General features: G+C 42.9%; 23 protein-coding genes. All 23 read right to left on the bottom strand.

Annotation, left to right across the window (positions count from 1 at the left end; translation table 11 throughout):
* Positions 1-22 precede the first annotated feature (22 nt).
* Positions 23-1,456 (bottom strand): NADPH-dependent glutamate synthase, encoded by a 1,434-nt coding sequence (gene gltA / locus P9L93_07660; protein ID MDP8230953.1) that lies wholly within the window; start codon positions 1,454-1,456, stop codon positions 23-25.
* Positions 1,447-2,268 carry a sulfide/dihydroorotate dehydrogenase-like FAD/NAD-binding protein gene (locus P9L93_07665; protein MDP8230954.1) on the bottom strand — a complete coding sequence of 274 codons (822 nt, stop codon included), beginning with the start codon at positions 2,266-2,268 and terminating at the stop codon, positions 1,447-1,449. The genes gltA and P9L93_07665 overlap by 10 nt, the downstream gene beginning before the upstream one ends.
* Positions 2,261-2,959: a type III pantothenate kinase gene (locus P9L93_07670; GenBank protein ID MDP8230955.1), complete on the bottom strand. Its 699-nt coding sequence runs from the start codon at positions 2,957-2,959 to the stop codon at positions 2,261-2,263. Before P9L93_07670 ends, P9L93_07665 begins: the two co-directional genes overlap by 8 nt.
* Positions 2,960-2,961: 2 nt before the next feature.
* Positions 2,962-3,924: a biotin--[acetyl-CoA-carboxylase] ligase gene (locus P9L93_07675; protein ID MDP8230956.1), complete on the bottom strand. Its 963-nt coding sequence runs from the start codon at positions 3,922-3,924 to the stop codon at positions 2,962-2,964.
* Positions 3,921-5,882: an excinuclease ABC subunit UvrB gene (uvrB, locus tag P9L93_07680; protein ID MDP8230957.1), complete on the bottom strand. Its 1,962-nt coding sequence runs from the start codon at positions 5,880-5,882 to the stop codon at positions 3,921-3,923. The genes P9L93_07675 and uvrB overlap by 4 nt, the downstream gene beginning before the upstream one ends.
* Positions 5,875-6,723, bottom strand: coding sequence for a carboxylating nicotinate-nucleotide diphosphorylase (nadC, locus tag P9L93_07685; protein ID MDP8230958.1), 849 nt, complete (start codon positions 6,721-6,723; stop codon positions 5,875-5,877). The genes uvrB and nadC overlap by 8 nt, the downstream gene beginning before the upstream one ends.
* Positions 6,720-9,428: a valine--tRNA ligase gene (locus tag P9L93_07690; protein MDP8230959.1), complete on the bottom strand. Its 2,709-nt coding sequence runs from the start codon at positions 9,426-9,428 to the stop codon at positions 6,720-6,722. The genes nadC and P9L93_07690 overlap by 4 nt, the downstream gene beginning before the upstream one ends.
* Before the next feature lie 95 nt (positions 9,429-9,523).
* Positions 9,524-11,092: a citramalate synthase gene (gene cimA, locus P9L93_07695; GenBank protein MDP8230960.1), complete on the bottom strand. Its 1,569-nt coding sequence runs from the start codon at positions 11,090-11,092 to the stop codon at positions 9,524-9,526.
* 2 nt (positions 11,093-11,094) lie between these two features.
* Positions 11,095-12,321, bottom strand: coding sequence for an aspartate kinase (locus P9L93_07700; protein ID MDP8230961.1), 1,227 nt, complete (start codon positions 12,319-12,321; stop codon positions 11,095-11,097).
* Positions 12,306-12,755: a carbon starvation CstA 5TM domain-containing protein gene (locus P9L93_07705; GenBank protein MDP8230962.1), complete on the bottom strand. Its 450-nt coding sequence runs from the start codon at positions 12,753-12,755 to the stop codon at positions 12,306-12,308. The genes P9L93_07700 and P9L93_07705 overlap by 16 nt, the downstream gene beginning before the upstream one ends.
* Positions 12,745-13,020: a carbon starvation CstA family protein gene (locus P9L93_07710; GenBank protein MDP8230963.1), complete on the bottom strand. Its 276-nt coding sequence runs from the start codon at positions 13,018-13,020 to the stop codon at positions 12,745-12,747. The genes P9L93_07705 and P9L93_07710 overlap by 11 nt, the downstream gene beginning before the upstream one ends.
* Positions 13,021-14,229: a cofactor-independent phosphoglycerate mutase gene (locus tag P9L93_07715; protein MDP8230964.1), complete on the bottom strand. Its 1,209-nt coding sequence runs from the start codon at positions 14,227-14,229 to the stop codon at positions 13,021-13,023.
* The gene (locus P9L93_07720; GenBank protein MDP8230965.1) at positions 14,226-16,406 is read right to left on the bottom strand and encodes a response regulator; all 2,181 of its coding nucleotides are present in this window, start codon (positions 16,404-16,406) and stop codon (positions 14,226-14,228) included. The genes P9L93_07715 and P9L93_07720 overlap by 4 nt, the downstream gene beginning before the upstream one ends.
* Positions 16,403-16,642 carry a hypothetical protein gene (locus P9L93_07725; GenBank protein MDP8230966.1) on the bottom strand — a complete coding sequence of 80 codons (240 nt, stop codon included), beginning with the start codon at positions 16,640-16,642 and terminating at the stop codon, positions 16,403-16,405. The genes P9L93_07720 and P9L93_07725 overlap by 4 nt, the downstream gene beginning before the upstream one ends.
* Entirely contained in the window at positions 16,643-17,011 is a 369-nt protein-coding gene (locus tag P9L93_07730; protein MDP8230967.1) for a response regulator, read from the bottom strand. It lies immediately after the preceding gene.
* Positions 17,011-19,221 (bottom strand): ATP-binding protein, encoded by a 2,211-nt coding sequence (locus P9L93_07735; protein MDP8230968.1) that lies wholly within the window; start codon positions 19,219-19,221, stop codon positions 17,011-17,013. Before P9L93_07735 ends, P9L93_07730 begins: the two co-directional genes overlap by 1 nt.
* Complete coding sequence (locus tag P9L93_07740) at positions 19,218-20,513, bottom strand: cobalamin-dependent protein (protein ID MDP8230969.1); 1,296 nt, start codon at positions 20,511-20,513, stop codon at positions 19,218-19,220. The genes P9L93_07735 and P9L93_07740 overlap by 4 nt, the downstream gene beginning before the upstream one ends.
* Positions 20,514-20,523: 10 nt before the next feature.
* Entirely contained in the window at positions 20,524-21,615 is a 1,092-nt protein-coding gene (locus P9L93_07745) for an SDR family oxidoreductase (protein MDP8230970.1), read from the bottom strand.
* A complete protein-coding gene (locus P9L93_07750; protein ID MDP8230971.1) occupies positions 21,612-23,003 on the bottom strand; it encodes an AMP-binding protein in 1,392 nt (463 codons plus the stop codon). The genes P9L93_07745 and P9L93_07750 overlap by 4 nt, the downstream gene beginning before the upstream one ends.
* A 5-nt stretch (positions 23,004-23,008) precedes the next feature.
* Entirely contained in the window at positions 23,009-23,272 is a 264-nt protein-coding gene (locus P9L93_07755) for an acyl carrier protein (GenBank protein MDP8230972.1), read from the bottom strand.
* A 10-nt stretch (positions 23,273-23,282) separates the two neighbouring features.
* The gene (locus tag P9L93_07760; protein ID MDP8230973.1) at positions 23,283-24,593 is read right to left on the bottom strand and encodes an outer membrane protein transport protein; all 1,311 of its coding nucleotides are present in this window, start codon (positions 24,591-24,593) and stop codon (positions 23,283-23,285) included.
* Positions 24,593-24,787, bottom strand: coding sequence for a helix-turn-helix domain-containing protein (locus P9L93_07765; GenBank protein ID MDP8230974.1), 195 nt, complete (start codon positions 24,785-24,787; stop codon positions 24,593-24,595). Before P9L93_07765 ends, P9L93_07760 begins: the two co-directional genes overlap by 1 nt.
* Positions 24,788-24,868: 81 nt before the next feature.
* On the bottom strand, positions 24,869-25,756 hold the full coding sequence (locus tag P9L93_07770; protein MDP8230975.1) for a histone deacetylase: 888 nt from the start codon (positions 25,754-25,756) through the stop codon (positions 24,869-24,871).
* Positions 25,757-25,768: the final 12 nt, after the last annotated feature.

Consider the following 25,768-nt stretch of genomic DNA (forward strand, 5'->3'; position numbering starts at 1 on the left):
TGGAAATTGGATAATTGGGAATTTATTGGGATTTGGTAATTGGGCATTTGTCATTGCGCCTTAGATAGTCATGTATCGCGCGGGCGGCGCGTTTGCCTGCGCCCATTGCTGCGATTACTGTGTCATCACCGTATGTGGCGTCGCCGCCAGCGTACACGCCTTTTAGATTCGTTGCTTGTGTCTCTGGATCCACAACTACCTTATTCCACTTATCGACTTTTAGTTCAGGTGTTGCTTTTAAAAATACTGGATTTGGGCTCTGGCCGACTGCCACTATAACTGTATCGACATCCATAGTAAACTCTGATCCCTCGATTGGGATCGGCCTTCTCCTGCCAGATGCGTCAGGCTCGCCCAGCTTCATCTTCACACACTCCATGCCTTTCACAAAATCCTTTTCATCCCCGAGTATTTTTTTAGGAAGCGTTAATATGTGCAGCTCGATCCCCTCTTCCTTCGCGTTCTCTACCTCTTCTCTTCGCGCAGGCATCTCTTTTTCTGAGCGCCTGTAAACTATATAGACTTTTTCCGCGCCAAGCCTGAGAGAAACGCGGGCCGAGTCCATTGCAGTGTTGCCGCCGCCAATGACTGCCACACGTCTTCCTATATTTATAGGTGTGTCGTATTCTGGAAAAAGATACGCCTTCATTAGATTCGCCCTTGTTAAAAGCTCATTCGACGAGTAAACCCTGTTAAGATTCTCGCCTGGTATTTTCATGAAACTCGGCAGTCCCGCGCCTGTACCAATAAAAACAGCCTTGTACCCCTCTTCGTACAGTTCCTTTAACGTCGAAACCTTCCCTACTATAAAATTCATCTTGATCTCAACACCTAAAGACTTCAAATATTCTACTTCCTTTTTTACAATATCCTTGGGCAAGCGAAACTCAGGAATACCATAGACCAATACTCCTCCTGCAGTATGCAATGCCTCAAATACAGTAACGCGATACCCAAGCCTTGCCAGATCCCCTGCGCAAGTAAGCCCAGCCGGCCCAGAACCAATGACTGCTACTTTAGCCCCACTCGTCCTTGTCCCTTGTCCCTTGTCACTTGCCTGCCCCGTACGAAATCTTTGATTTTCGTATGGGGTCCCTTCTTTAAGCTCCCAGTCTGCAGCAAACCTCTCAAGCCCGCCTATATTTATAGGTGTCTTTTTCGCAGCCAGTACACACACGCCCTCGCATTGATCTTCCTGCGGGCAAACCCTGCCGCACACGCCAGGAAGATTATTTTTCTCTTTGATGATCTTAATGGCATCGTCGAATTTCTTATTTTTTATAGCTTCAATAAAACGCGGTATGTCTATTTCAACAGGGCACTTCGTCGAGCACCTGGGTTTTTTACAAAAAAGGCATCGGCTGGCTTCATTGACAGCCTCCTCCTGAGATAATCCAAACGCCACTTCATTGAAATTCTTGGTCCTATCTTTGGCGTTCTGCTTCTTCACTGTAATATCCCCCTTATCTTGCACGCGTGTTTCTCCTGCTCCTTAAAAAGCCCTTGCCGCGCCATCAGCTCTTTAAAATTCACCTGGTGCGCGTCAAACTCAGGGCCGTCAACACATGCAAACTTTGTCTCGCCGCCCACTTCGATCCTGCATGAACCGCACATGCCAGTCCCATCCACAAGAACTGTGTTTAAAGAGGCAAGTGTCTTTATTTTATGCGGTCGTGTCAGATCCGCAACCACCTTCATCATGATCGCTGGCCCAACAGCATACACTAGATCTATTTTTTTGTCGGAAGCAATAAGTCTCTTCAAGACATCTGAGACAAAACCCTTTTCTCCATCAGAGCCGTCATCAGTAGTAATAAAGATCTTATCGCACGCCTTGCTAAGTTTATCTTTAAATATAACAAGCTCTTTATTTCTCGCGCCCACGATAACGATCACCTCATTACCCGCGGCCTTGTACGCCTTTGCCACAGGATAAAGCTCTGCAATGCCAACACCTCCGCCAATACAACACACGGTTCCTATCTTCTTGTTATCTGTCTTGTGGCCCAATGGTCCAACAACATCCAGCAAAGACTCGCCTTGTTTTTTCTCTGTGAGCCTGTGTGTTGTCACACCAACCACCTGATACACGATAGTGACAGTGTTTTCGCTACGATCAGCTATAGTAAGCGGTATGCGCTCGCCTTTTTCATCGATCCTTACCATGACGAACTGGCCTGCCGCAGCCTTTTTAGCTACTACGCTCGCCTCGAGTTCCATCTTAAAAAGCGCTGGCGCTATTTTCTCATTCGATAAGATCTTATGCATCAGCTTCCTCCCCTATCAATCTCAAGCCTTTTAATGTCAATTCCGGGTCGATTTTATCAACGCTTTTACAATAAGGCGCGATAAGACGCGACATTCCCCCTGTTGCTATAACTTTTTTTCGTCCATATCTCGCGATAATACCATCGCACATGCTGCTAAAACCATACACGGCGCCATTTATCATGCTCTGGCGAGTATCTTTTCCTAAAACACCTCTTGGCTTTCCCAGCTTCACCTTAGGTAAAAGCACGGCCTTGTTTGAGAGCGCTTCAAGTGAGATCTCAACACCAGGCATAATCACGCCTCCGAGATATTCCTTCCTATCGTTTACAACATCTATGGTAATAGCTGTGCCAAAATCTACTATAATACAGCTCCCGCCATACAGCTCGTAAGCTGCCCGAGCATTAACTAATCTATCCTGACCCACTTGTCTCGGGTTCTTATACATATTTTTTACTCCGCTATCAATATCCCTGCCCACAACCATAGCCTTCTTACCCAATGCCTTCTCAACATCCTTGAGCGCCTTTGGCACTACACTTACAGCAATAACAGCGTCGAATCTCTTTTTGTATATTGATCTCAAATTCCTGCTATTAGTAGACACCCTGAAGCTCTCTTTCAAGACCTTGCCCTCAAATATGCCGTTATGAATATACGTATTTCCAATATCTATCGCCAATAACATAATTACCTCAGCATTGTGATATCGCCGGCAAGGACGCGCTCGTTAAAACCAGAATCGAGCCTCAATATAAGGGCCCCATCCCTATCCACATCTATGGCCTGGCCTGATATAAGCCTATTATGATAATTTATCTGGACGCGCCTGTCAAGCACTGCGGATAACTTTTTATATTCGGACAAAATGTCGCCTATCTTGCCTTTATTGAATATTTTATAGTATCTGTCAAGATTGACTAAAACTGTTTTAACAAATTCCAACCTTGAAACCTGACAATGTCTTTCTTCTGCAAGAGATGTAGAGCCTTCAGGCAATAGTTCCTTTTTCGTATTTATATTAATACCTATCCCAGCTATAACAAAATTGATCTTATCTGTTTCGCCATTCAATTCTGTCAATATACCGCACACCTTAAGGCCATTTATAAGAATATCGTTCGGCCACTTAATATATGCGGAAAGTCCTGCTGTTTCCCGCGCTGACTTTGCAACACTAAGCGCTGAGATAAGCGTGATCAAGGACACCTCTCTTGGCAAAATGTCCGGCCTTAATATTATTGAAAAATAAGCACCCTTGCCCCTTGGCGAAACCCATTTTCGCCCGAGTCTGCCGCGACCCTTTGTCTGATACTCTGCCACTACTACTGCGCCCTCTTTTTCGCCAGATATAGCCAGCTCATGCACCGCGTCATTGGTAGAAGATATCTCTTTATAGGAATAGATCTTTTTACCTATTATCTCGGTCTTAAGATCTCGCCTCAACTCGATCGAGCTCAAGATATCTGGAAGCGCCATTAATTTATAACCAAGGTGTGGAGACGCCATGATGTCATACCCTTCTTCACGCAGTTTTTCAATGTGCTTCCATATAGCTGTGCGCGAAACACCAAGCGCCTTGCTCAACTCTTCGCCCGAGGCATATTTATCTTTTCGCTTTTTAAAAAAATCTAATATCTTCTCGTCCATCATGATTTTTTGAGTTGTTTGATCCTGTCCCGCAATTCTGCTGCACGCTCAAACTGCAGGTTTCTCGCGCAGAGTTCCATTTCTCTCTGCATCTCACCGACCAGGCTATCGACCTCATATTCCTCTTCGCTCTGGCCAGTTACATCAACAACAGTGCCCTCTGCTTTTTTGGCGATCTCTATGCCATCTTTAACAGCCTTCTCTATTGACTTTGGTGTAATATTGTTCTTCTTATTAAATTCGAGCTGCTTCTCTCTCCGCCTCTCTGTTTCTTGCATGGCCCTTTCCATGGATTTCGTTACTGTGTCCGCGTACATGATCACCTGGCCGTCGATATTTCGCGCAGCCCTGCCTGCTACCTGAATAAGCGCTGTCTGCGACCTTAGAAATCCCTCCTTATCAGCGTCTAAAATCGCGACCAATGACACCTCAGGAAGATCCAGGCCTTCGCGCAATAGATTTATGCCCACCAGGCAATCGAATTTCTGCTTTCTTAAATCGCGTAATATCTCAACGCGTTCAATCGTCTGTACCTCAGAATGCAGATACCTGACCTTTAATTTCGCATCCTTTAAATACGCTGTAAGATCCTCTGCCATCCTCTTGGTCAAAGTCGTGACCAGCACCCTCTGGCCTTTTTTGGCGCGGTCCCTTATATTTTGCGCAAGATCATCTATCTGGCCATCAGTGGATTTAAGTATGATCTCTGGATCAATAAGTCCTGTCGGCCTTATCAATTGCTCGACGACCTGACTGGATTCCTTTAGCTCATACTCGGACGGTGTAGCTGAAACAAATATCTTTTCATTGATCACGCTGGTAAATTCCTCGAAATTTAGCGGCCGGTTATCCAGCGCGGACGGGAGTCTAAATCCATAATCAACAAGCGTTTTTTTACGCGCCTGGTCGCCATTGTACATGCCCCTTATTTGCGGCACTGAGACATGTGATTCATCAAGAATAGTCAGAAAATCATCTGGAAAATAATCTATAAGACAATACGGCCTTGACCCAGGAGAACGGCCGCTCAGATGCCTTGAATAATTTTCTATGCCATTGCAAAAGCCCAGCTCCCACAACATCTCAATATCATACCGCGTCCTGGAATTAAGACGCTGCGCCTCGAGTAATTTATTCTGAGACTTTAATTCCTCGAGCCTTTCCGCTAATTCAACGCGTATCGAAGCAATGGCCTTCTCTATCTTTTCCTGCGTCGTGACAAAATGCTTCGCAGGATAAATAGCTATTTTTTCCACCTCTCCTAAAACCTCTCCCGTCAATGGATCTATCTCTAATATCTTCTCTATTGTGTCGCCAAAAGAATCCACCCTGAACACTGTTTCCTTATACGCGGGGAATATCTCCACGATATCGCCCCTTACTCTGAAACATCCACGCGTAAAATCAATATCATTCCGCGAATAGCGTATATTTATAAGCTTTAAAAGAAGGGTGTCCCTTTTTATCTTCTGTCCCCTTTCTAAAAATAACAGAAGTTTCTGGTAATCTTCCGGAGAACCCAGGCCATATATGCACGAGACACTGGAAATAATGATCACATCCCGCCGCGACATAAGACTGCTCGTAGCTGAAAGCCTGAGCCTGTCGATATTATCATTGATTGAGGCATCCTTCTCTATATAGGTATCTGTGTGCGGGACATACGCCTCTGGCTGGTAATAATCATAGTAACTTACGAAATACTCGACTGCGTTATGCGGGAAAAATTCCTTGAACTCAGCATAGAGTTGCGCGGCAAGTGTCTTATTATGCGATATTACAAGCGTTGGCCTCTGCACATCAGCAATGACATTTGCCATTGTAAATGTCTTGCCGCTGCCAGTAACGCCAAGAAGGGCCTGAGACCGAACGCCTTTTTTTAGCCCCTGCGTGATCTTCTCAATAGCCTGAGGCTGGTCCCCCTGCGGCTTAAACGAACTGACTAACTTAAATTTAGACATTTATTTCCAAGGAGAAATCTACAGATGGAGCTGAGTGGGTAAGAGCGCCTATTGAAATCCTGTCAACACCTGTACGTGCAATCTTCGCAACATTTTCTAAATTAATGCCCCCAGATACTTCTAACATCACCCTTGTCCCTTGTCTCTTGTTACTTGTCCCTAACCTCGTTGCTTTTCTTATATCTTCTAACGTCATGTTATCCAGCATTATAATATCAGCGCCTGAGGCCAGGGCCTTTTTAAAATCTCCCAGATTATCAACCTCTACCTCGATATTCTTATAATGTTTATTCTTTGCCCTTGCCACAGCATCCTCGATGCTGCACAGAGACAGGTGATTATCCTTGATCAAGACCTGGTCCCATAACCCCATCCTGTGATTAGAGCCGCCCCCCACTCTCACAGCATATTTTTCCAAGACCCTCATGCCAGGCATGGTCTTTCTCGTATCAAATATCTTCGCCTTTGTCTTTTTTATCTTTTCTACAAACTCGGCTGTAAGCGTACTGACACCTGAAAGCCTGCTAAGAAAATTCAATGCAGTCCTCTCGCACGTCAGGATATTCTTTACAGGCCCTTTTATAGAAGCGATCTTCTTTCCCTTTTTAATGGTAGCTCCGTCATTATAAATCGATCTAAAGATTATCCTTTCGTCCAGCGCGGTAAACACCCACTTTGCAACATCTATGCCGCAGAGCACGCATTCCTCTTTCGCGACAATGTCAGCCAGAACGATCATGTCTTTCTCAAAAATCGCTCCAGAGGTGATATCGCCGCCTCCCACATCTTCACCTAAGGCAGCCATTATTATTGGTAGGATTTTTTCTCTTACAGGTTTCATAATGCTTTCAGGGTCTCGCTCAACCTTTTTATCTGTTCTTTCAACTTTAGACTCTTTTCCTTCTCCTGGCTTACTATTTTTTCAGGCGCCTTTTTAACAAAATTCTTGTCCTTTAGTCTTTTTTCAGTAAATCCCAGCTGCCTGTCAAGTTCCTCTCTCTTCTTACCAAGTCTTTTCTTTTCCGCATCAAGGTCTATAATACCTTTTAGCGGCACAAAGATATTAAAATCCTCTAACACTGCCGTAGCGCAGCCTTCAGGTTTTTTCATGTCCTTATCTATCACCAGCTCCTCTAATCGAGCAAGATTCTTTATGTAGTCAATGCCTCCTTTTAATTTACCCTCCGCGCCTTTTTTTAAAGGCGCCAGGTACACTTTAAATCTTTTCGTATGCGGGATATTCATGTCAGCGCGTATATTTCTTATGCTCACGATAATGTTTTTTATGATCTCGACACTGTGCTCGATATCCTTTTTAATCGCCTTTTTATCTACGCTCGGCCATTTCTCTGTAATTATACTTTCTCTTTCCTTTATATTCTGCCACACCGCCTCTGTCACAAACGGCATAAACGGATGCAGTAACTTCAAAGAGCTTTCAAGGATATGTATTAATACGCATTCCGTTACCCGTTGGCCCGTTGGCCCGTTGGCCCGTTGCATTAGTTGCGGCTTTATTATCTCGAGGTACCAATCGCAGAACTCATGCCAGAAAAAATCGTAGACCAATGACTCTGCCTCATTGAACCTGTACTGCTCGAGAGACTTTGTTGCAGCCTCGATTGTCTTATTGAGCCGGCTAAGTATCCACTTATCCGCCAAGCTAAAAGCCGAGGCTGGACCTCGGCTTTTTGAAAAAAGCCGAGGTCCAGCCTCGGCTTTTTGAATGTTCATCAACACAAATCTCGACGCATTCCAGATCTTGTTGGCAAAGTTTCTGCCGATCTCAAATTTTTCTTTGGAGAGAAATACGTCTTGCCCTGTCGCTGTTATGGCTATCATGCTGTATCTCAATGCATCTGTGCCAAATTCATTGATGATGTCTATAGGATCTATGATATTGCCGAGCGACTTTGACATCTTCTTGCCTGTAAGATCCCTGACTGTGCCATGCAGATAGACATCACTGAATGGGATCTCTCCTGTAAATTCCATACCTGCCATGATCATTCTTGCCACCCAGAAAAATAATATCTCTGGCGCGGTAACCAAAACATCTGTTGGATAAAAATATTTGAGATCTTCTGTCTTTTCTGGCCAGCCAAGCGTAGAAAACGGCCACAGCCACGACGAAAACCATGTATCCAGCACATCCTCGTCTTGTCGTATCTTAGTAGAGCTGCACTCTGGGCATCTCTCTGGGTTCACCTTTGAAACAATCACCTCTCCACAAGTTTCACAATAATAGACTGGAATCCGGTGGCCCCACCAAATTTGACGAGATATGCACCAATCCCTGATATTCTCCATCCAATTCAAGTACACCTTTGTCCATCTCTTGGGATAGAACTTGATCTTGCCTTTTTTCACTGCGTCAATGGCTGGCTTTGCGAGCGGCTTCATCTTAACGAACCACTGCTTCGACAAATAAGGTTCCACAGCAGTGTGGCATCTATAGCAATGCCCTACAGCATGATGATGCGATTCTATCTTCACAAGCAATCCTTTTTCTTCTAATTCTTTTACAATACCTTCTCTTGCCTGGAATCTATCTTTGCCGTTGTATGAGCCTGCATTCTCATTCATTGTAGCGTCAGGATTCATTACAAGAACAGGTTCTAAGTCGTGCCTATTGCCTATCTCAAAGTCATTTGGATCATGCGCTGGCGTGACCTTAACCGCGCCTGTGCCGAATTTTTTATCCACAAAATCATCCGCGATAATTGGTATCTCGCGGCCGATTATTGGAAGGGTCAATTTTTTACCAACGAGTTTTTTGTATCTTTTATCCTTTGGATTAACAGCTACAGCCACATCCCCCAACATAGTCTCCGGCCTCGTAGTAGCAACTGTAACCCCTTGTCCTTTGCCTGCCCCGTACGAAATCTTCGATTTTCGTATGGGGTCCCTTGTCCCTTGTCCCTCCGCAAGTAGATACTTGATATAGTACAGCTTCCCCTCAGTCTCCACATGTGGAGCTTCCTCATCAGAGAGAGCGGTCTTGCACCTTGGACACCAATTGATAATATAGTTTCCTCTATATATAAGGCCTTTTTTATGAAGACTTACAAATGCCTCCAAGACTGCGTCGGAAAGTCCTTTATCCATTGTGAAACGCGTCCTTGCCCAGTCACACGAGGCGCCCAGCCTCTTCAGCTGCATGATAATAGTGTTTCCATACTCCTCGCGCCACTTCCATACCTCTTTTACGAATCCCTCGCGGCCCAGATCGTCCCGCTTCTTTCCCTCCTTAGCGAGTTTTTTCTCCACGACGTTTTGCGTAGCAATGCCAGCATGGTCAGTACCTGGTACCCACAAGCTCGCAAAACCCTGCATCCTCTTCCAGCGGATCAAGATATCCTGCAGAGTATTATTCAATGCATGGCCCATGTGCAAAATGCCTGTTACATTCGGCGGAGGAATGACTATGGTAAAGGGTTTTTTGCCAGATTCTGGCTTAGCGCTAAAAACCCCCTGCGCCTCCCATTTCGAATATATAGACTTTTCAACTTCTTGAGGATTATATCGGGCAGGAATCTCTTTCATGGTTTTGTCATTATGCTGAAGTTATTGCGCAGCTTCTGTAGGCCAGGTTTAAACCTGGCCTACAGAAGCGGGAGACTGCTAAAGCGTAAAGATCTCTATTTGATTTTGTCTTTTAATAGTTTGTACTCGACGCTGTCTACTAGGGCTTGCCAGCTGGCTTCGATGATGTTCTCTGACACGCCAACAGTGCCCCAGGACGAACGCTCGTCCTGCGACTGGATCAACACACGGACCTTTGCTGCAGTGCCTGCTTTTTCATCCAGCACCCTTACCTTGAAGTCAGACAAATGCATCTTTGCGAGCGTTGGATAAAATTTGTTCAGTGCCTTACGCAGCGCATTGTCCAACGCATTCACAGGACCATCGCCCTCCGCGGCTGTGTGCTCCTCTTTCCTGTTTACCTTTACCTTTATAGTCGCCTCTGATATAAGGGTGTTATCTTCCCTTTTCTCAATGCTCACCTTAAAACCCTCGAGACTAAAAAATGGCTTATATTTTTTCAGCGCCTTTTTCATCAAGAGCTGAAACGAAGCATCAGCTGCCTCAAAATAATATCCTTGATTCTCAAGATTCTGTATAAGCCTTAAGATCTTCTTGGTCTTTGGGTCCTCCTTTGAAAGATCTAGCTCCATCTCTTTTGCCTTAAGGATGATACTAGTCTTGCCTGAGAGCTCTGAAACAAGGATCCTTCTGTGATTCCCCACTAACTCTGGCTTAATGTGTTCATATGTCTCGGGATTTTTCATGACCGCGTTGACATGCACGCCGCCTTTATGCGCGAAAGCGGACCTGCCAACAAAAGGCTGATTATCCTTTTGTTTCATGTTCGAAAGCTCGCTCACGTACCGTGAAACTTCTGTAAGCTCCTTCAGCTTAGAATCTGACACGCACCTGCGCCCCATCTTTAATTGAAGATTTGGCACAATAACACACAGGTCTGCGTTCCCGCAGCGTTCGCCGTAACCATTGATCGTACCCTGCACCATGCTGCACCCTGCATCCACCGCGGCAATAGTATTTGCAACAGCCATGCCGCTGTCATTGTGTGTATGAATCCCTAAAGGCACCTGAAACTCACTTGCCAGAGCCATAACGATCCTTGCCAGCTCATACGTAATCATGCCGCCATTTGTATCGCACAACACGATCTCGTCACACCCAGCTTTTACAGCTGTTCGCAGCGTCTCCAGCGCATAATCCTTATTATTCAGATATCCGTCAAAAAAATGCTCTGCGTCGTAAAACACTTTACGCTTTTTAGACTTCAGATACTCGACTGTCTCTTTGATTATGTCCAGGTTTTCCTGCAAAGAAACGTTCAGGACGTCTTCTACGTGCAGATCCCAGGTCTTTCCAAACACAGTCACTGTTTTTGCGCCAGAGTTCAGGAGTGACTTCAGATTACCGTCTTTTGCAGGGCTGATCTTTGCCCGTTTGGTGCTGCCAAAGGCAACTACCTCAGATTTTTTAAACCTGGTCTTCATAGCTTCTTTAAAAAATGCCATGTCTTTTGGATTAGACCCAGGCCACCCGCCTTCTATATAATGAATCCCCAGCAGATCCAGCTTCTTCGCGACCCTTAGTTTATCATTCAAAGAAAAGGAAACCCCTTCTCCCTGCGAACCATCCCGTAATGTAGTGTCATATAACTTGATTTCCTGCATATCTATCCCTTCTTCCCTAATCCAAACGCCTTGTGAAGCGTCCGGACTGCCTCCTCTGCGCGCTTCTTCTTTATCACGCACGATATCTTTATCTCAGAGGTCGAGATCATGTCTATATTAATCTTTTTTAAGGCCAGGGCCTGAAACATCTGCGCTGCTACTCCTGAGTGACTCTTCATACCAATGCCGACTATGGAAACCTTTGCAATGTCATTGTTATAAATCGCGCCCTTTGCCTTTACACCTTTCACTATCTTGTGCACAACCTGCTTGGTCCTGGCAAGCTCAGCAAGAGGCACTGTAAAAGAAACATCTGTATAGCCTGTCCTTGATATATTTTGAATTATCATATCAACGTTTATATCTGCCTTTGCCAGATCCTTAAATATGACTGCTGCTATACCTGGCCTGTCAGGCACATCACATATAGTTACTTTTGCTTCGCCTTTATTTGCGGTAACACCGCTAACAAGAACATCTTCCATTGCCTTGACCTCCTCAGAAATAATAGTTCCCTGTTTATTGTTAAAACTCGAACGTATGTGCAGCGGTACGGAAAATTTCTTCGCGACTTCCATTGACCTCGCCTGCATAACCTGCGCGCCCAGCGACGCCAGTTCAAGCATCTCTTCATAGCTTATGCGCGAAAGCTTCTTCGCATCCTTTACGATCCTTGGATCAGCAGTATAAACGCCCTCCACATCGGTATATATCTCGCACACCTTTGCCTTGAGCGTCTTGGCAAGCGCCACTGCTGTAATATCTGAACCTCCGCGGCCAAGCGTTGTGATCTCCTGCTCAGGATTTATACCCTGAAAACCAGCCACGATAACCACCTTGCCTCTTTTTAGTTCTGCCTTTATTTTGCCAGCACTGACACCCACGATCCTTGCCTTTGTGTGGCTGTCATCTGTCATGATACCTACCTGCGCGCCGGTAAAAGAGATGGCTCCCACGCCCATCCTGTGTAACGCCATTGCCAGGAGCGAAACAGAAACCTGTTCACCCGTAGATATAAGCATGTCTATCTCTCGCTTGCTCGGCACAGGCGTGATCTCGTGCGCGAGATTCATGAGTTCATCTGTAGTATCTCCCAGCGCAGAAACCACCACCACAAGTCCATAGCCATTCTTCTTGTACCTGGCGATCCTCCTGGCTACATTCTTTATCCTGTCTATATTAGCGACAGAGCTCCCGCCGTATTTTTGTACGATTAAATTGTTTCGCATCTAAGCCTTCTTTTTTTAACTATCGTAAAAACATCAAAAACCATCGCGCCTGCCATTGCAATAAGCACGATTGAAACACTTACCAGCGCGAATTCTTTGTCTTTTATAAAATGCACTGCCTGATATAAAAGCGCTCCTATAGAGGTAACAAGCATAAAGACAGCTGGTAAAAAAGTAAACTTAATGCTTTTTCCTCTACACAAAAGCCAGCTCGATATCACCACAAAGCTAAGCGCTGCCACCAGCTGATTGCTGGCGCCAAATACAGGCCAGATCTTGCCCCATTTACCGCTTAGGGCCAAAAGACCACTGATAAATATTACCACAAAGGTAGAAAAGAATCTATTCTTTATTTTAAAAAGTTCTTCGGATAAGTACCTGCATATCCTTGTCGCTGTATCTAATGTCGTAAGGATGAATGCGTTAAGTATCATCACTGCTACAAGGCCACCATCCCCAGAGCGCTACACCTATAATAGGCCCTACGATCGGCCCTGCTCCGGCAATGCTCGCAAAATGATGACTAAAAAGGATTAACCAATTCCTGGCAGGTACGTAATCCACGCCGTCATAATACTTGTGGGCAGGCGTCACGTTTTTGGGATTTACTTCAAAGAATCTCTCTATGATCCGGGCATAAAAAAAATACCCGGCTCCGAGGAACACGAGCGAGGCTAGGATTACTGTGAGTGAATTCATCTATCGGATAAAGAATTCCATCAATTCGTAACCGCGGTCAATGCGGAATTTGGTCGAACGGGCCTCTTTCTCGTTAAAATACAGGATATCATCCTGCTCTATGTCAGTACCATACATCGCAAAACACACGTGATCGCGCGAATGTGTCCTGAGAGAGATGGGTGTCGCGTGATCAGAGGTAACAAGTATCCTGAATTCCTCTTTCGAAGACTTAAAATGCTCCAGCACTGTCCCGACGACAAATTTGTCAAACTTCTCAATGCTCGTGATCTTCTCTTTTAGATCCCCGTTATGACCAGCCTCGTCAGGCGCCTCCACATGCACAAATACAAAATCCCTATCCTTAAGAGAATCGATCGCATACTGCGCCTTGCCCAAATAATTCGTATCATAATAACCAGTTGCGCCAGGCACATCGATCACCTTTAGCCCAATGATCTTACCTATACCTTTAATAAGATCCACTGCTGAAATGATAGCGCCTTCTATCTTGTACTTCTCTGAAAACTTCGGCATGAATGGCCTTGTGCCTTGTCCCCATAGCCAGGTCGCATTCGCAGGATTTTCTTTCAGATCCAACCGCACCCTATTTACCTCGTGACTCAGCAGCACATCCCTGGAATCATCCATGAGCCTCTTTAAAAATTCAGCATAGTCACCTTTTTTCGGAAGACGAGGATCTATCTTTTTGCCGATAATGTCATGCGGCGGCGCGCACTTCACCTTCATAAGCCCCTTTAGCTCATCTTTATTGTTGCACCTCAATATAAGCAAATGTCTATAGCTCATGCCCGCATAAAATCTTATATCTTTGGTACTCATCTTGGCATTCAGTTCATCAATAAGATGCCTGGCCTCTTCGCTCGATATATGGCCTGCGCTATAATCCGCCATCCGCCCGTTAGAAATAGTCACGAGATTGCACCTGAATGCTATCTCGTCGTCCTTCATATCTATGTCCATATTCGCTGCCTCGAGCGGTCCGCGGCCTGTATAATACTTGCGCGGACTATATCCTAATATAGAAAGATTTGCAACATCACTTGCAGGCGCAAAACGGCCAGGTATCATATTCGTAAGTCCGACCCTGCCCTTCTCTGCAATAAAATTCATATTAGGGGTCTTGGCTGCCTCAAGAGGCGTCTTGCCTCCAAGTTCCTCCAGCGGCCTATCTCCCATACCATCGCCGACTAAAACAATATATTTCATCTGCGCGCCCTTCTCTTTTTTATCTTCCCTTTTTTCCACGCCCTGAAAAATGCCTCTACTACAGCAGGGTCAAACTGTGTGCCCACGTTATCCTTGAGCTCTTTCAATGCCTGCTTCCCTGGCAATGCCTTTCTGTAAGGCCTGTCAGATACCATGGCATGATATGCATCCACAACAGCTATAATGCGAGACTCGATAGGGATCTCCTCGGCCTTTAGCCCGTCAGGGTAACCACTGCCATCATATTTTTCCTGATGGTGTTTGATTATAACAGCTACCTTTCTTAATCTAGCAACAGGCTCCACGATCCTGGCGCCTACATCACAGTGCTGCTTCATTATGCCCCACTCCTCAGAACTGAGTTTCTTCTTTTTATTCAATATCGCGTCAGGCACGCCTATCTTGCCTATATCGTGCAAGAGAAGCGCGACCTTTAATTCCTCCATATCAATGCTTGATTTCTGTAATTCAGGGAGCTCATTCGCAACTATCATCCCATATTTTGTGACCTCATCCAAATGCCCGCGCGTATAAGAATCCTTCTCATCCACGGTCTTGGCCAGCGCCAACACTGTCTCGAAATGGTTCTTTTTTTCTTTCTCCCTGAGATTTTCCAGTTTGAGAAAATTCTTCGCATTCTCTATGGCAATAGCGACTTCGTTTGAAAGAGTGGAAAGCAGGCTGATCTCTTCACTTGTATAAGGATCTCCCGAGAACTTCTCACCCAGGATCAAAAAACCTGTCAGATCCTTATTCCAGAAACTCGGCATACAAACCTGGCAACCCAACCCCCTTAATTCACGCTTTAGCTTCTTTTCTCCAACGCCCACGCTTGTATACAGGAGAGGCTTTACCTCTCTCTTTAACCACATAGGTACTGGATGATCACTCCCTAAAACACACCCTTCCAGGTCCTGGTTATCGCCTCGACGAAATCTTAAAACAAAGTCGCGCGTTTTCTCGTCATATAAAAAAATACAGACACTGCTCGAACGCATGTATTTTTTTACAATTCGCGCTATTAGATTTATTAATTTCTGAAGATCAGTTATGAGCACCATGCCGCTACTTGCCTGTACCAGCATGCGCTCATATGAAAACCTCTTCTGGAATAAAAATCTGTCTGTCAGCCTTACCAGGAGCCATTCCAGCGGCCTTATTGAAAACACTATGATGAGGACTGCTACGAGTTGAATATGACGCGCCCAGTCAAATCTACTATAAAGGGCCTGCTGTATATGAAACACCGCGGATATAAAGCCAAAAAATACAAGCGTAAAGATAAACCAGAAAATAAGCTTACGGCCGATCAAATGCCGTTTTTTAACAGTGACCTTTTTTTCGAGCCTCTCTGGCTCGACATACAGATTGTGCATTATGGCTGTGGCGCGCACTATCCTGCCGAGCTTATCCATCTCCTCTGGCGCTAATTCAAGAGTAGCTGGATCAAACAATCCTCCTATAAAAGATGTCCCCTCTGTTTTATGTTTATCTTCAGCGCCTGGCGGCATACCATAAAGTATTACATCCTTTGGTGGTTCTGGCAGTCTTGTAAATCTCTCAGCCAGGTCATACAGCCTGAACATCCCTATATCACTTAAAACAATGTTAGGCTTAAACGTCTTTATCTTCTTTAAGACCTCTTCTTTTGTAAAAGCGACGTCCAGCTGATACATGCCCTTGCAGCGCTCCTTATCCTGGAAATACGCAAGTTTTGGACTGTACATTATCTTGTTCGGTTCTATAAAAAGAAGCCTTGCCTTGGTCAAGATATTAGAATCCTCAGTTAATTCTGAAAAACGCCCTCCATCGTATTTCTTTCGAGAAAGGGTCGTTTCTACAATGCTCGCGAGTGTCGCGACTGAAAAGGGTTTGTTTAAAACAGCGTCGCACCCTATTTTTTCTATCTCTTCCTTATAGTCATCCAAAAAACCTGAAAGCATAACAGTCTTGACGTCAGGATGCGCCTCCCTTACCACCTTCAGGACCTCCAGGCCGTCTACATCCGGTATTTGAATGTCTAAGAGGATCAAGTCAAACCTGCGTTCATTCAAATATTTTATTGCCTCCTGACCTGAAAAGACAACGCTGACCTCATAACCCTTTGAAACAAAGAGGTCCTTCAGTGTCAGGGCAATGACCTTTTCATCATCGACTATCAAGATGCGCTTGCTCATCCCTTGGTCAATTCCTTTCTTAAGGACTTTACTATCTCACCTATCTTCAAAGCATACTCCTCAAAATCATTTAAAAGCTGCACGAGTTTCTTCTTCTCGTCTTCTAATTTTTCTGGATCAAGGCCTTTTGTCTCTAACTCATGCCTTGTCAGACCTGAGACTATCGTGATCTTGTTGAGCCAGTTATTCAGACTATGAAACTCTTTTCTCAGCGGACTAAGCACTGTATCCTCCATTTACTTTCCCTCCAGTAGTTTTTCTATGGTTTCTGTTAGACTCTTCAATGATGTGGGCTTGCTTAAAAAGGCATCTGCCCCAAGCGAGAGACAATTATCCTTTGCGTCATCCTCTTCTCCAAAGCCAGTAAACATGATCACCTTTATATCAGGCTTCAGCATCTTTGCTACCCTTAAGATCTGCGTGCCTGTCGGCCCTTCTTTTAAATGCAGATCCAGAACCATAAGATGCGGGTTATTTTTCTTCAATAGCTCGAGCCCTGAATCCCCATCTGTAGACGTGAACACCTGATACCCCTTCACTGTTAAAAAATCTGCTATATTCTTTAACAAGGCCTCTTCATCATCTACTATAAGTATCTTGTGCACTATTCCCCCCTCTTCTTTTTTCTTTTCTCGATAGGTAATTTAATGATAAAAGTCGCGCCCTTGCCATATTCAGACTCGCACCTTATCGAACCGCCGTGCATTTCAATAAAATCCCTTATAACATACAGTCCCAGGCCGCTCCCTTTATTTGAGGTGGCCTTTGTTGTAAAATAAGGCGTGAAGAGTTTTTTCTGGCTTTCCTTTGTAAGGCCTGTGCCATTATCCTTTACCTGGACTGCAAGTATATTGCCTTCTCTTTTTAAGTTTACGATTACCTCGCCCTGGGTCATAACTCCGGCTTTTTCCTTTAAGGCATCACATATAGCATCAAACGCATTATCTATTAGATTGTAAAAACAGTCCTGCAGGAGCGCTTCACTTCCGAATATAACTGGTATATCGTTTAAAAATTTCAATTTAAACTTAGGCTCCTTAAATCCTCCGATCCCTGATCGCGAATGACTTATAAGAACAAGGCGGTATGCGTTTTCAATCAAGTTGCGCACATTCACCTTTTGAAAATCCACCTTTGCCTTTGCCCTTTTTAATATTGCGGAGGTGATCTCTTTACCTTTATATACCTCTTTATCTATAAGTTCCAATGTGCTCTTTGCATCCTTTAAAACAGCCTTCACCTTTTCATCATTCACCTGATCCATCTTAAGCCCTTCAAGTTTCATAAGTAAAAGCTCAGCTGAAGAACTTATGGCGACCAGACGATTATTAAACTGGTGACTCGCGCCAGGCGCCATATCTGCCAGGGCCTCCCTGCGGGATTTCTCGACTAAGACCATCTTTTCCTTTTGGTGAAACTGCGCATTCTCAACTGCCAGGCCTACTTCGTTAGACAAAACCATCAAGAGATTCAGGTCCTCCTGGGTAAACGCTGCATTTGTTCTTTTATTAGAAAGGATCACAAAACCTATAAGATCATTCCGTAAGAATGATGGGATTACGCTGTTTGCTTTTAGATGCGAAAGAGAGTTTATCAGTTCTTTTACATGAGGAGAAACGCCCTTTGGCGCAAAAAGCCTTATCTCTTCTGTTACGATCGGAAGTCTCCTCATATAAAGATCCTTGATCAAAGCAGAATCTTTAGAAAATTCCCTGGTTGGCTCAAAAGTAGAATCCAAAGGCTGCATCGGCCTCCAGTAGTTCTTCAGTATATACTTATCCCTTTTGGCATCGAATAAATATATAGCAGCAAATTTGAGCTTCAAAATCTTGACCAGCTGATGCACTATCAATTTCAAAAGATTATTCAGATTTGCAAACCGAAGCATATTATGCGAAAGCCGCCTAAGGGCCTCTTGCGATTTAAACTCCTCAGCTCTCAATCTGGATTCGATCCTTTTCTGGAGTTTCATATAGATAAACGGGCCAAGGCTAGCCAAAAGCGCCATTAAAAATACAGGCAAAAGCCACCAGCTAGAAGTTGCTCTGGATAAAGGCTCCTTAACCAAACCGCCGAGTCCAAATGGGATGCCTAAGACCACTGCATATACAAAAGCAAAAATACCTGCACGGGTGAGGGCAATGTTTACATTCATTATACGAAAACGGACGATTGCATAACTAATTGTCGCTAAACCTGCTAAAACAAATATAGAGCCAAAAGGATAAAATTCAAACCCATAATTAGGTAAGAAATCTATCGAACCTATGCTTGCAATTATGTATGCTATAAATATATATTTTATTTTATTATATTCTATAGAAGCAATGAACTTGTTTTTCTTGAAACCAGAATACAGCATACCAAGACAATAGAGATATAAAAAGCCATAACCTAATAAAAATATATTATGCAAGAAACCAACTTTCGTTTGATATCCCCAATAAAATTCATAAAAACCTGAAACAATTTGATCAGTTGTAATTGTTAAAATAACAAAAATAAAACCTACTAAATAAACTAAAATAGTAAACTTCTTCTTTATTATCCCTAAAAAAGCAATGGTAAAATGATAAAAACAAACAGGAATAAATATAACTCCTACATAAGCAAATTTACACCAAAAAATGGCATCTTCGGGCTTACTACGCGAATATACGACAAAGTATCCTAATAACCAAACAGAAACACTTATGCATTCAAATAGAAAAGTCCTATTAATAAGCGATCTTGTGTTTTTGCTAAAAGCAAAGAAGCCTATAAATAAATATATGATACTTATGATTAAAGGTTGTATGGTATAAATAGTTATCATTTGTTTCGAGAATAGATTTTTTTAAAATATGAAACATTGTTTAAGAGCACTTTATCATCGTAAATAGTTTTATATACTTTTAGTAGCCCGTTTTGTAATTCGATAGCAGACATATGTTTAGGGATAAAATTTACATCCCAAAAAGTATAATTATCCCAATTAAAAGATAGCAATCTATTCTCGTCTTTTAATCTTTCCCTTAGCCGAGTACCTGGTAAAGGAGTTAAAATAGTAAGTTGTGACGCATATATATGATTATTTATAATGAACTCTGCTGTGTTTTTAAAAACAGTTGTATCATCGTAATCAAAACCTAATACAAATGCTCCTATTATACCCATCCCTGCCTCTTGAATTTTCTGTATATAATCTTTATACTTGTCCAACATCCTAATTTTAAAACCTGCCCTATCTACCGACTCCAAACTTTTTCTTGTAACAGATTCAAAACCTATAAATAAAAAACGACACCCACTTTTCTTCAATAATGCAAGCAATGCCTTATCCTTTGCTATTGAAATATCAGTCTGCGTCATCCATCTAATCTTTAAAGGAATTAATTTCTCTAATAATTCAAAAGCGTATTTCTTGTTCACAAACATATTATCATCACCAAACCCTATCCAAGGATTTTTAAAAATTGACTTTATTAATTTTACTTCTTTAATTACCTGTTTAATGGATTTGTGTCTAAATTTTGTCCCAAAAAGTCTAGACGCAATACAAAATTCACAATTATGCGGACATCCACGTGTTGTTTGTATCCAAATAGTCTTATAATTTTCAGGATTTAATAGCTCATATTTCGGGATTGGTGATTTTTCTAAATCAAAAGAGCGTGTAGAAAAATAAAAAGGTTGTGTATTGTTTTTTAAAAAATCATTTATAAATTGTGGCCAAGTTTCTTCTGCCTCACCTACAATTACACTATCACAATGCTCCTTGGCTTCTTTAGGTAAAATAGTGGCATGAATACCTCCAATTACTACTTTCACATTTCTCCTTCTAAATTCATCTGCAATCTGATACGCCCTCTGAGCCTGCTGAGTCATGGCAGATAATACTATCAAATCATAGCCCATATCAAAATCAATTGGCTCTAAATTTTCATCGATCAATTTACACTTCACATCTTTTGGCATTAATGCCCCGATTATTAATAAACCCGTACTCAGACCAGACCAAAAACGACTATAAAATTGTCTTATTTGATTCTTTTCCCAAAATTCTCTAAATTTAATATCTTTGCTAAAAAATGTTCCCTTTGGAGATATCAGAGCGACTTTTATCATATGTCCTTCTTTATGCTTTCCGTCTAATATACTTCACATCCGCACAATACTTAAAGAGCCGCGAAAGCAGATCTTTGTCGATTACGGGCCATCTAAATTCTTTGCCGTTTATGGCTGCGTCGAAGTTTTCAGCATCAAATATCACTGTACGATGATTAAAATATGGTAAATACGGCTCTATCACCTTTCTCCTGAAACCCTTTAGATCTTCAAAATGAAACTTTTGCTGCAATGTCAACTTGGGCTTTTGAAAACCAAAGTAAGAACTGGCCATCTCTAATAAGAAATCCAAGGCTATTGTATTAGGATTGGTCAGGTGATAATTTCTATTATTATTTTCCTTTTCGGACGATATAAGGTATATTGCCTGGGCCACATAATCTATAGGCACAAGATTATACCCGAGCGTCCTGTCAGCAGGGATCTCGTCAAATATTCCGAGTGAAAATATATGCAGAGGCTGGTAAAACATCTGAAAATTAGAGACCTCACCGGTCTTGGAATCCCCTGTTATTATGCTAGGTCGATATATGGATATAGATAGGCCTTTGTGTCTATATTCGGCTATCAACTTTTCTGCCTCAAATTTAGTCTCTTCATAAGTATTATTGAAACCCTGGCCTACATCCAGAGAGTCTTCATAAAAGATGCCACCAAACTTACCCACCACAGCCACTGTACTTATATGATGAAAAGAATCAAATTGATTATTTTCATTGCACTGCAAGGCAAAATCCAGGACATTCTTTGTACCCAATACATTTATCTTTCTAATCGGCTCAAGCGGCATTCCAAATTCGCATAATGCCGCGCAATGATATATCGTCTCTATTTCTTTGCGTAGCTTATCGAGTGTGAATTTTTTAATCCCCATATCTTTCTTGGTTGTATCTCCATGCACGACCTCAATTCTTTCATTTATGCCATCTCTCTTTGCCTTATCGTAACTCTTATTTATTAGCTTGGTTATCCTATCTTTGGCCTTCATATCTGAGTTTCCGCGGACAAGGAGATACAGCTTAGAATCCTGCTTTTTCAGCAAGTTCTTTACTATATCCCATCCCAAAAATCCTGTGGCCCCTGTAATAAATATATTCTTCATTTTATCTTTACTGAGATCTTTCTGGGAATTTTGTAGATCGCCAGCCTCTCTTTGCAAAACGACTTTACATCTTTTTCTGTCACTTCTTTTCGTGAGGCGATCTCTAATCGTGCATTGATCCTATGTCCCCACAAATCATCCGTTATAACATCCAGTTCTATATCCTTTGCCCCCGGGAAAGAAGACATTACATCTTTCACCTCCTTCAAATCAACATTGTTGCCCCCTATTTTGGCAATATCTTTCTTTAGGCCATTGAAATATATATACCCATCCTCATCCAGCTGCCCGTTATCTCCTGTATAAAACCAGCCTTTTCTCAAAAATTTTTGATTCTCGCCGTTTTTATTATAATACCCCTGCATCACGGTTGGCCCGCCTATAAGGATCTCTCCGTCAGCGATCTTTATCTCTACCTCATGTCCTGACACACCTAAGGAATCCGGCCTATTTCTTGATTTGGGATTACATGCTATCGGCATTGTCTCTGTCAGGCCATAACCCTGCAACAACTCAATGCCCATCTCTTCTTTAATCGCTTTATGAATAGCTAACGGCATATAACTCCCGCCAGTAATGCCGTATTTAAGACTGCTTATGTCAAAGCGGCCCTTACTATAATTTTTAAGAAGAGAGATATACACTGTTGGTACAGCTATAATAAAGTCTATCTTGTGCGCCTCTATTACCTTGAGTATATGACTCGGTATAAAACTTCGCGTTATGACTACAGTAGCCCCGCGCAACAGCGGCACGATCACACAGCTCACCAATGTGAAGATATGCGACATAGGAATGACCAATAAAAAGCGCTGGGCAGTCACGACTTCTGTAAGTCTTACATATCCGATGGCGCCGTGATGATAATTTCCATGCGTGAGCATTGCGCCCAAAGGTTTTCCTATGCCTCGATATGTATAGTTAATCGTAGCGACCTGATTATTGCTGGTGTTAAAATTCGGGAGAGGGCCCTCTTCTCCTATGCTTAACAATTCATTAATCTGTTTATCAATAGCTATTATTAGCCTATCTTTACTAAGTATAGACGCGACCTTTTTGTCGTACAATGAAGAGGTAGTTATTATGCCTTTTGGCTTACAGTCATTGAAGATCTTTTTTAATTCAAAACTCGTAAGCTGTGGATTGAGCGGCACGCTTATGACATTTATCCTTGAAAGCGCATAGAAACTATATATGAACTCCTTGCAGTTTGGAAGAAAGATAACGATCTTATCGTCTTGCCTCAGCCCCATTTTTAAAAAGGCCTTTGCCAATAACTCAATATTCTTCCAAAGCTCGGAGTAAGACACCTTTACGTCATCCTGGATTATGCATGTCTTTTTTGACATCTTGGTTGATACCCAATGAAGTGAGGTGCCTAAGTTCATATACGCTATTTCTCCTTAACATAAAACATGACTAGATCTATCAGATCTCCAACAGTCACTATATCAAACGCCTTTGCCTCGTCAATCACTATACCTAACCTCTTTTCAACTGCAGCCAATATCTCCATTGCTGCTAAAGAATCAATGCCCAGATCATCTCTTATATCAGCGCTCTCCTTGACCTTTTTTACATCCATTCTTGCGATCTCAGCAACTAACCTTTTTATATCTTTCCTGATACCTGCTGCCTTAGAGGTTTTTTTAGCCATTTAGGTCTCCTTAATATTTATAGGTGAACCCCACTGCAAAAATATTCACGAATTGTTCATATCTGCCGTCTATATCAGCATTACTGGTTGAACCTACGCCATTTGCTACATCTCTATCTTCGAAAAACAATGCAAGATATGAGATATCCATTGTCATGTCTTTAAATGTATAACCAAATCCGCAAGTAATTCCATACCTGTCAGAATCAGGCAGAGCAGTGTCAAAATTTGCTTCAGATACAGGAGTTTGTTCATACATATATCCGCACCTTAGCTGTATCTTATCTGATGCGTCATAATTAACACCTATGCCAAGAGAAAACACGTCTTCCCAGTCCTTTGACGCTGGGTTACCGGCGTTTAAGATTTGGAGCTTTATGGGATGAGTTTCCGTCTCCCATTCTACCCAGTCTTGTACAACACTTGACCAACCTGTCCATTCCAAGTCAGCCTCGAAAGTTAATACATCGTTTACATCCCATGCATATCCTAAAGTAACAACCTCAGGAAGTGTCATGTCTGCCTTGATCGAGGTATCATAAGACGCGCCAAATAGTCCTGCAGTGGCATCAGCACCCAGGCCATTCAATGAAAGAGTGCCTTTTTGTGAAAAGTCTACCTCGCTCCTGTATGCTACAGCCAGTCTGTGCGAATCTTTAAAGCTATAAAGCATCCCCAAGTTATAGCCCCAGCTTTCATCATCAGCCTTAAGATAAAAATCACCGTCAGCCTCTACAGCAGAGCCACCTAAAAGCGTATTAACGCGTGTGACATTGAACTTCCTATACTTATTGACATTGCTTATCATATAGTTTAAACCAGCGCCGATTGATAGATTATCATTTACCTTATATGCTACTGAAGGGTTTATATTCTCGACCCTCACATCTGATTCTGTGGCAACATACCGAGAATAGCTGTCATCTGGCCAGTCAGTGCCAAGTCCATATGGAATAGTAACGCCCAGACCAAATGTAAATTCCTCAAGGCCAAAGTCATCAACGAGGTAAAAATTTGGCACAAAAAAGCTCTGGCTTTCCATGTCTACTTCTCCTGCGCCTGTAGGCGTGCCTCTACCAATCGGCATCTCAAGGGTATAGCCTATACTTACTGCAGAACCGTCTAAATACGACATGGCAGCAGGGTTATAGTATACTGCTGCAGGATCATCTATCTGCGCAGCACCTGCTGAGCCCCTTCCCATACCTTTTGCGCTTACCACCTCATTCTTGAAGCCACCTGCGCCAACTGCAAAAGCTACATTAGTCGATACCATGATCAAAGTAAACAATAACAAGCCGCACCATAACTTCCTAAGCATTACCCACCCCCATTTGTTTGCTGTTCACTCTCTTCTATCCACTTACTAATAGAATCCCTTCTTATTCTCCAGCTGGTACCTATCTTAAAAGCAGGGATCTTCCCGTTCTTCACATACTTGTAGATCGTCATAGGATGCACATCCATATAGTCAGCCACATCCTTGATCGTTAAAATGTCCTTTGACTTAGTCACAATATACTCCTTTATATTCTATTAAACCAACGTATAAAGAAGTATACTGATTTTATACCCTTTGTCAAGGGTAGCTGCCCTCTAGGAAAGAAGCGCTTCGAGATGGGAATAGGCTGAGTTTGCTAGACTTAGGAGGTTATAGCCGCCTTCTAGTACTGAAACAATAGGGGCTATATCCTTTATAAGACAGGTCATTTCGTGATATCCGGGTTCTGTTAGATTTATAGAAGATAATGGGTCGTCCTTGTGGCCATCGAATCCTGCTGAGATCAATATGAATTCCGGGTTAAAGTCTTTAAGCTTTGGGATTATGGCTTCTTTAAACGCTTTTATATATTCTTTGTCGCCGCTCCCTCCTGGCATTGGGATATTTAGATTAAATGGCGAGGAAGTTTGGCCTGTTCCTGGATAGTGCGGGTATTGATGTAAGCTTATATAGAAAACACTCTGGTCATTATAAAAGATCTCCTCTGTGCCATTTCCATGATGCACATCCCAGTCAATAATCGCAACTCGCTTTAAGCCATGCTTCCTCAGGACGTGCCTTGCGCCAATAGCAACATTATTGAATATGCAGAATCCCATTGCCTGTGAAGGCCCTGCGTGATGGCCTGGCGGCCGAACCATGCAGAATGCATTGTCAGCATCTCCTCTAACCACCAGGTCTATACCTTTAATTACTGCACCTGCGGCAAAAAGCGCTGCATCAAAGGAATCCTTGGAAATCACTGTGTCAGGATCAAGGTTGCCAGGACCGTGCTCCTTTACGCGCAAAACATAGTCCTTGGCATGCACAGACACTATATCTTCTATAGTTGCGGCTTTCGGCTCAATAAGCTTTAACTTATCAATAAGCCTGGTCTTCTCTAATTTTCTAAGGATTGCCTGCAGCCTGGAAGCACGCTCTGGATGATGCGGCCCTGTATCGTGCTGCAGGAAGATGGGATGATATATTAATGCAGTCTTCATATTGCTAAAAAA

This window comes from Candidatus Gorgyraea atricola (assembly GCA_030765235.1).
Classification (GTDB): domain Bacteria; phylum Omnitrophota; class Gorgyraeia; order Gorgyraeales; family Gorgyraeaceae; genus Gorgyraea; species Gorgyraea atricola.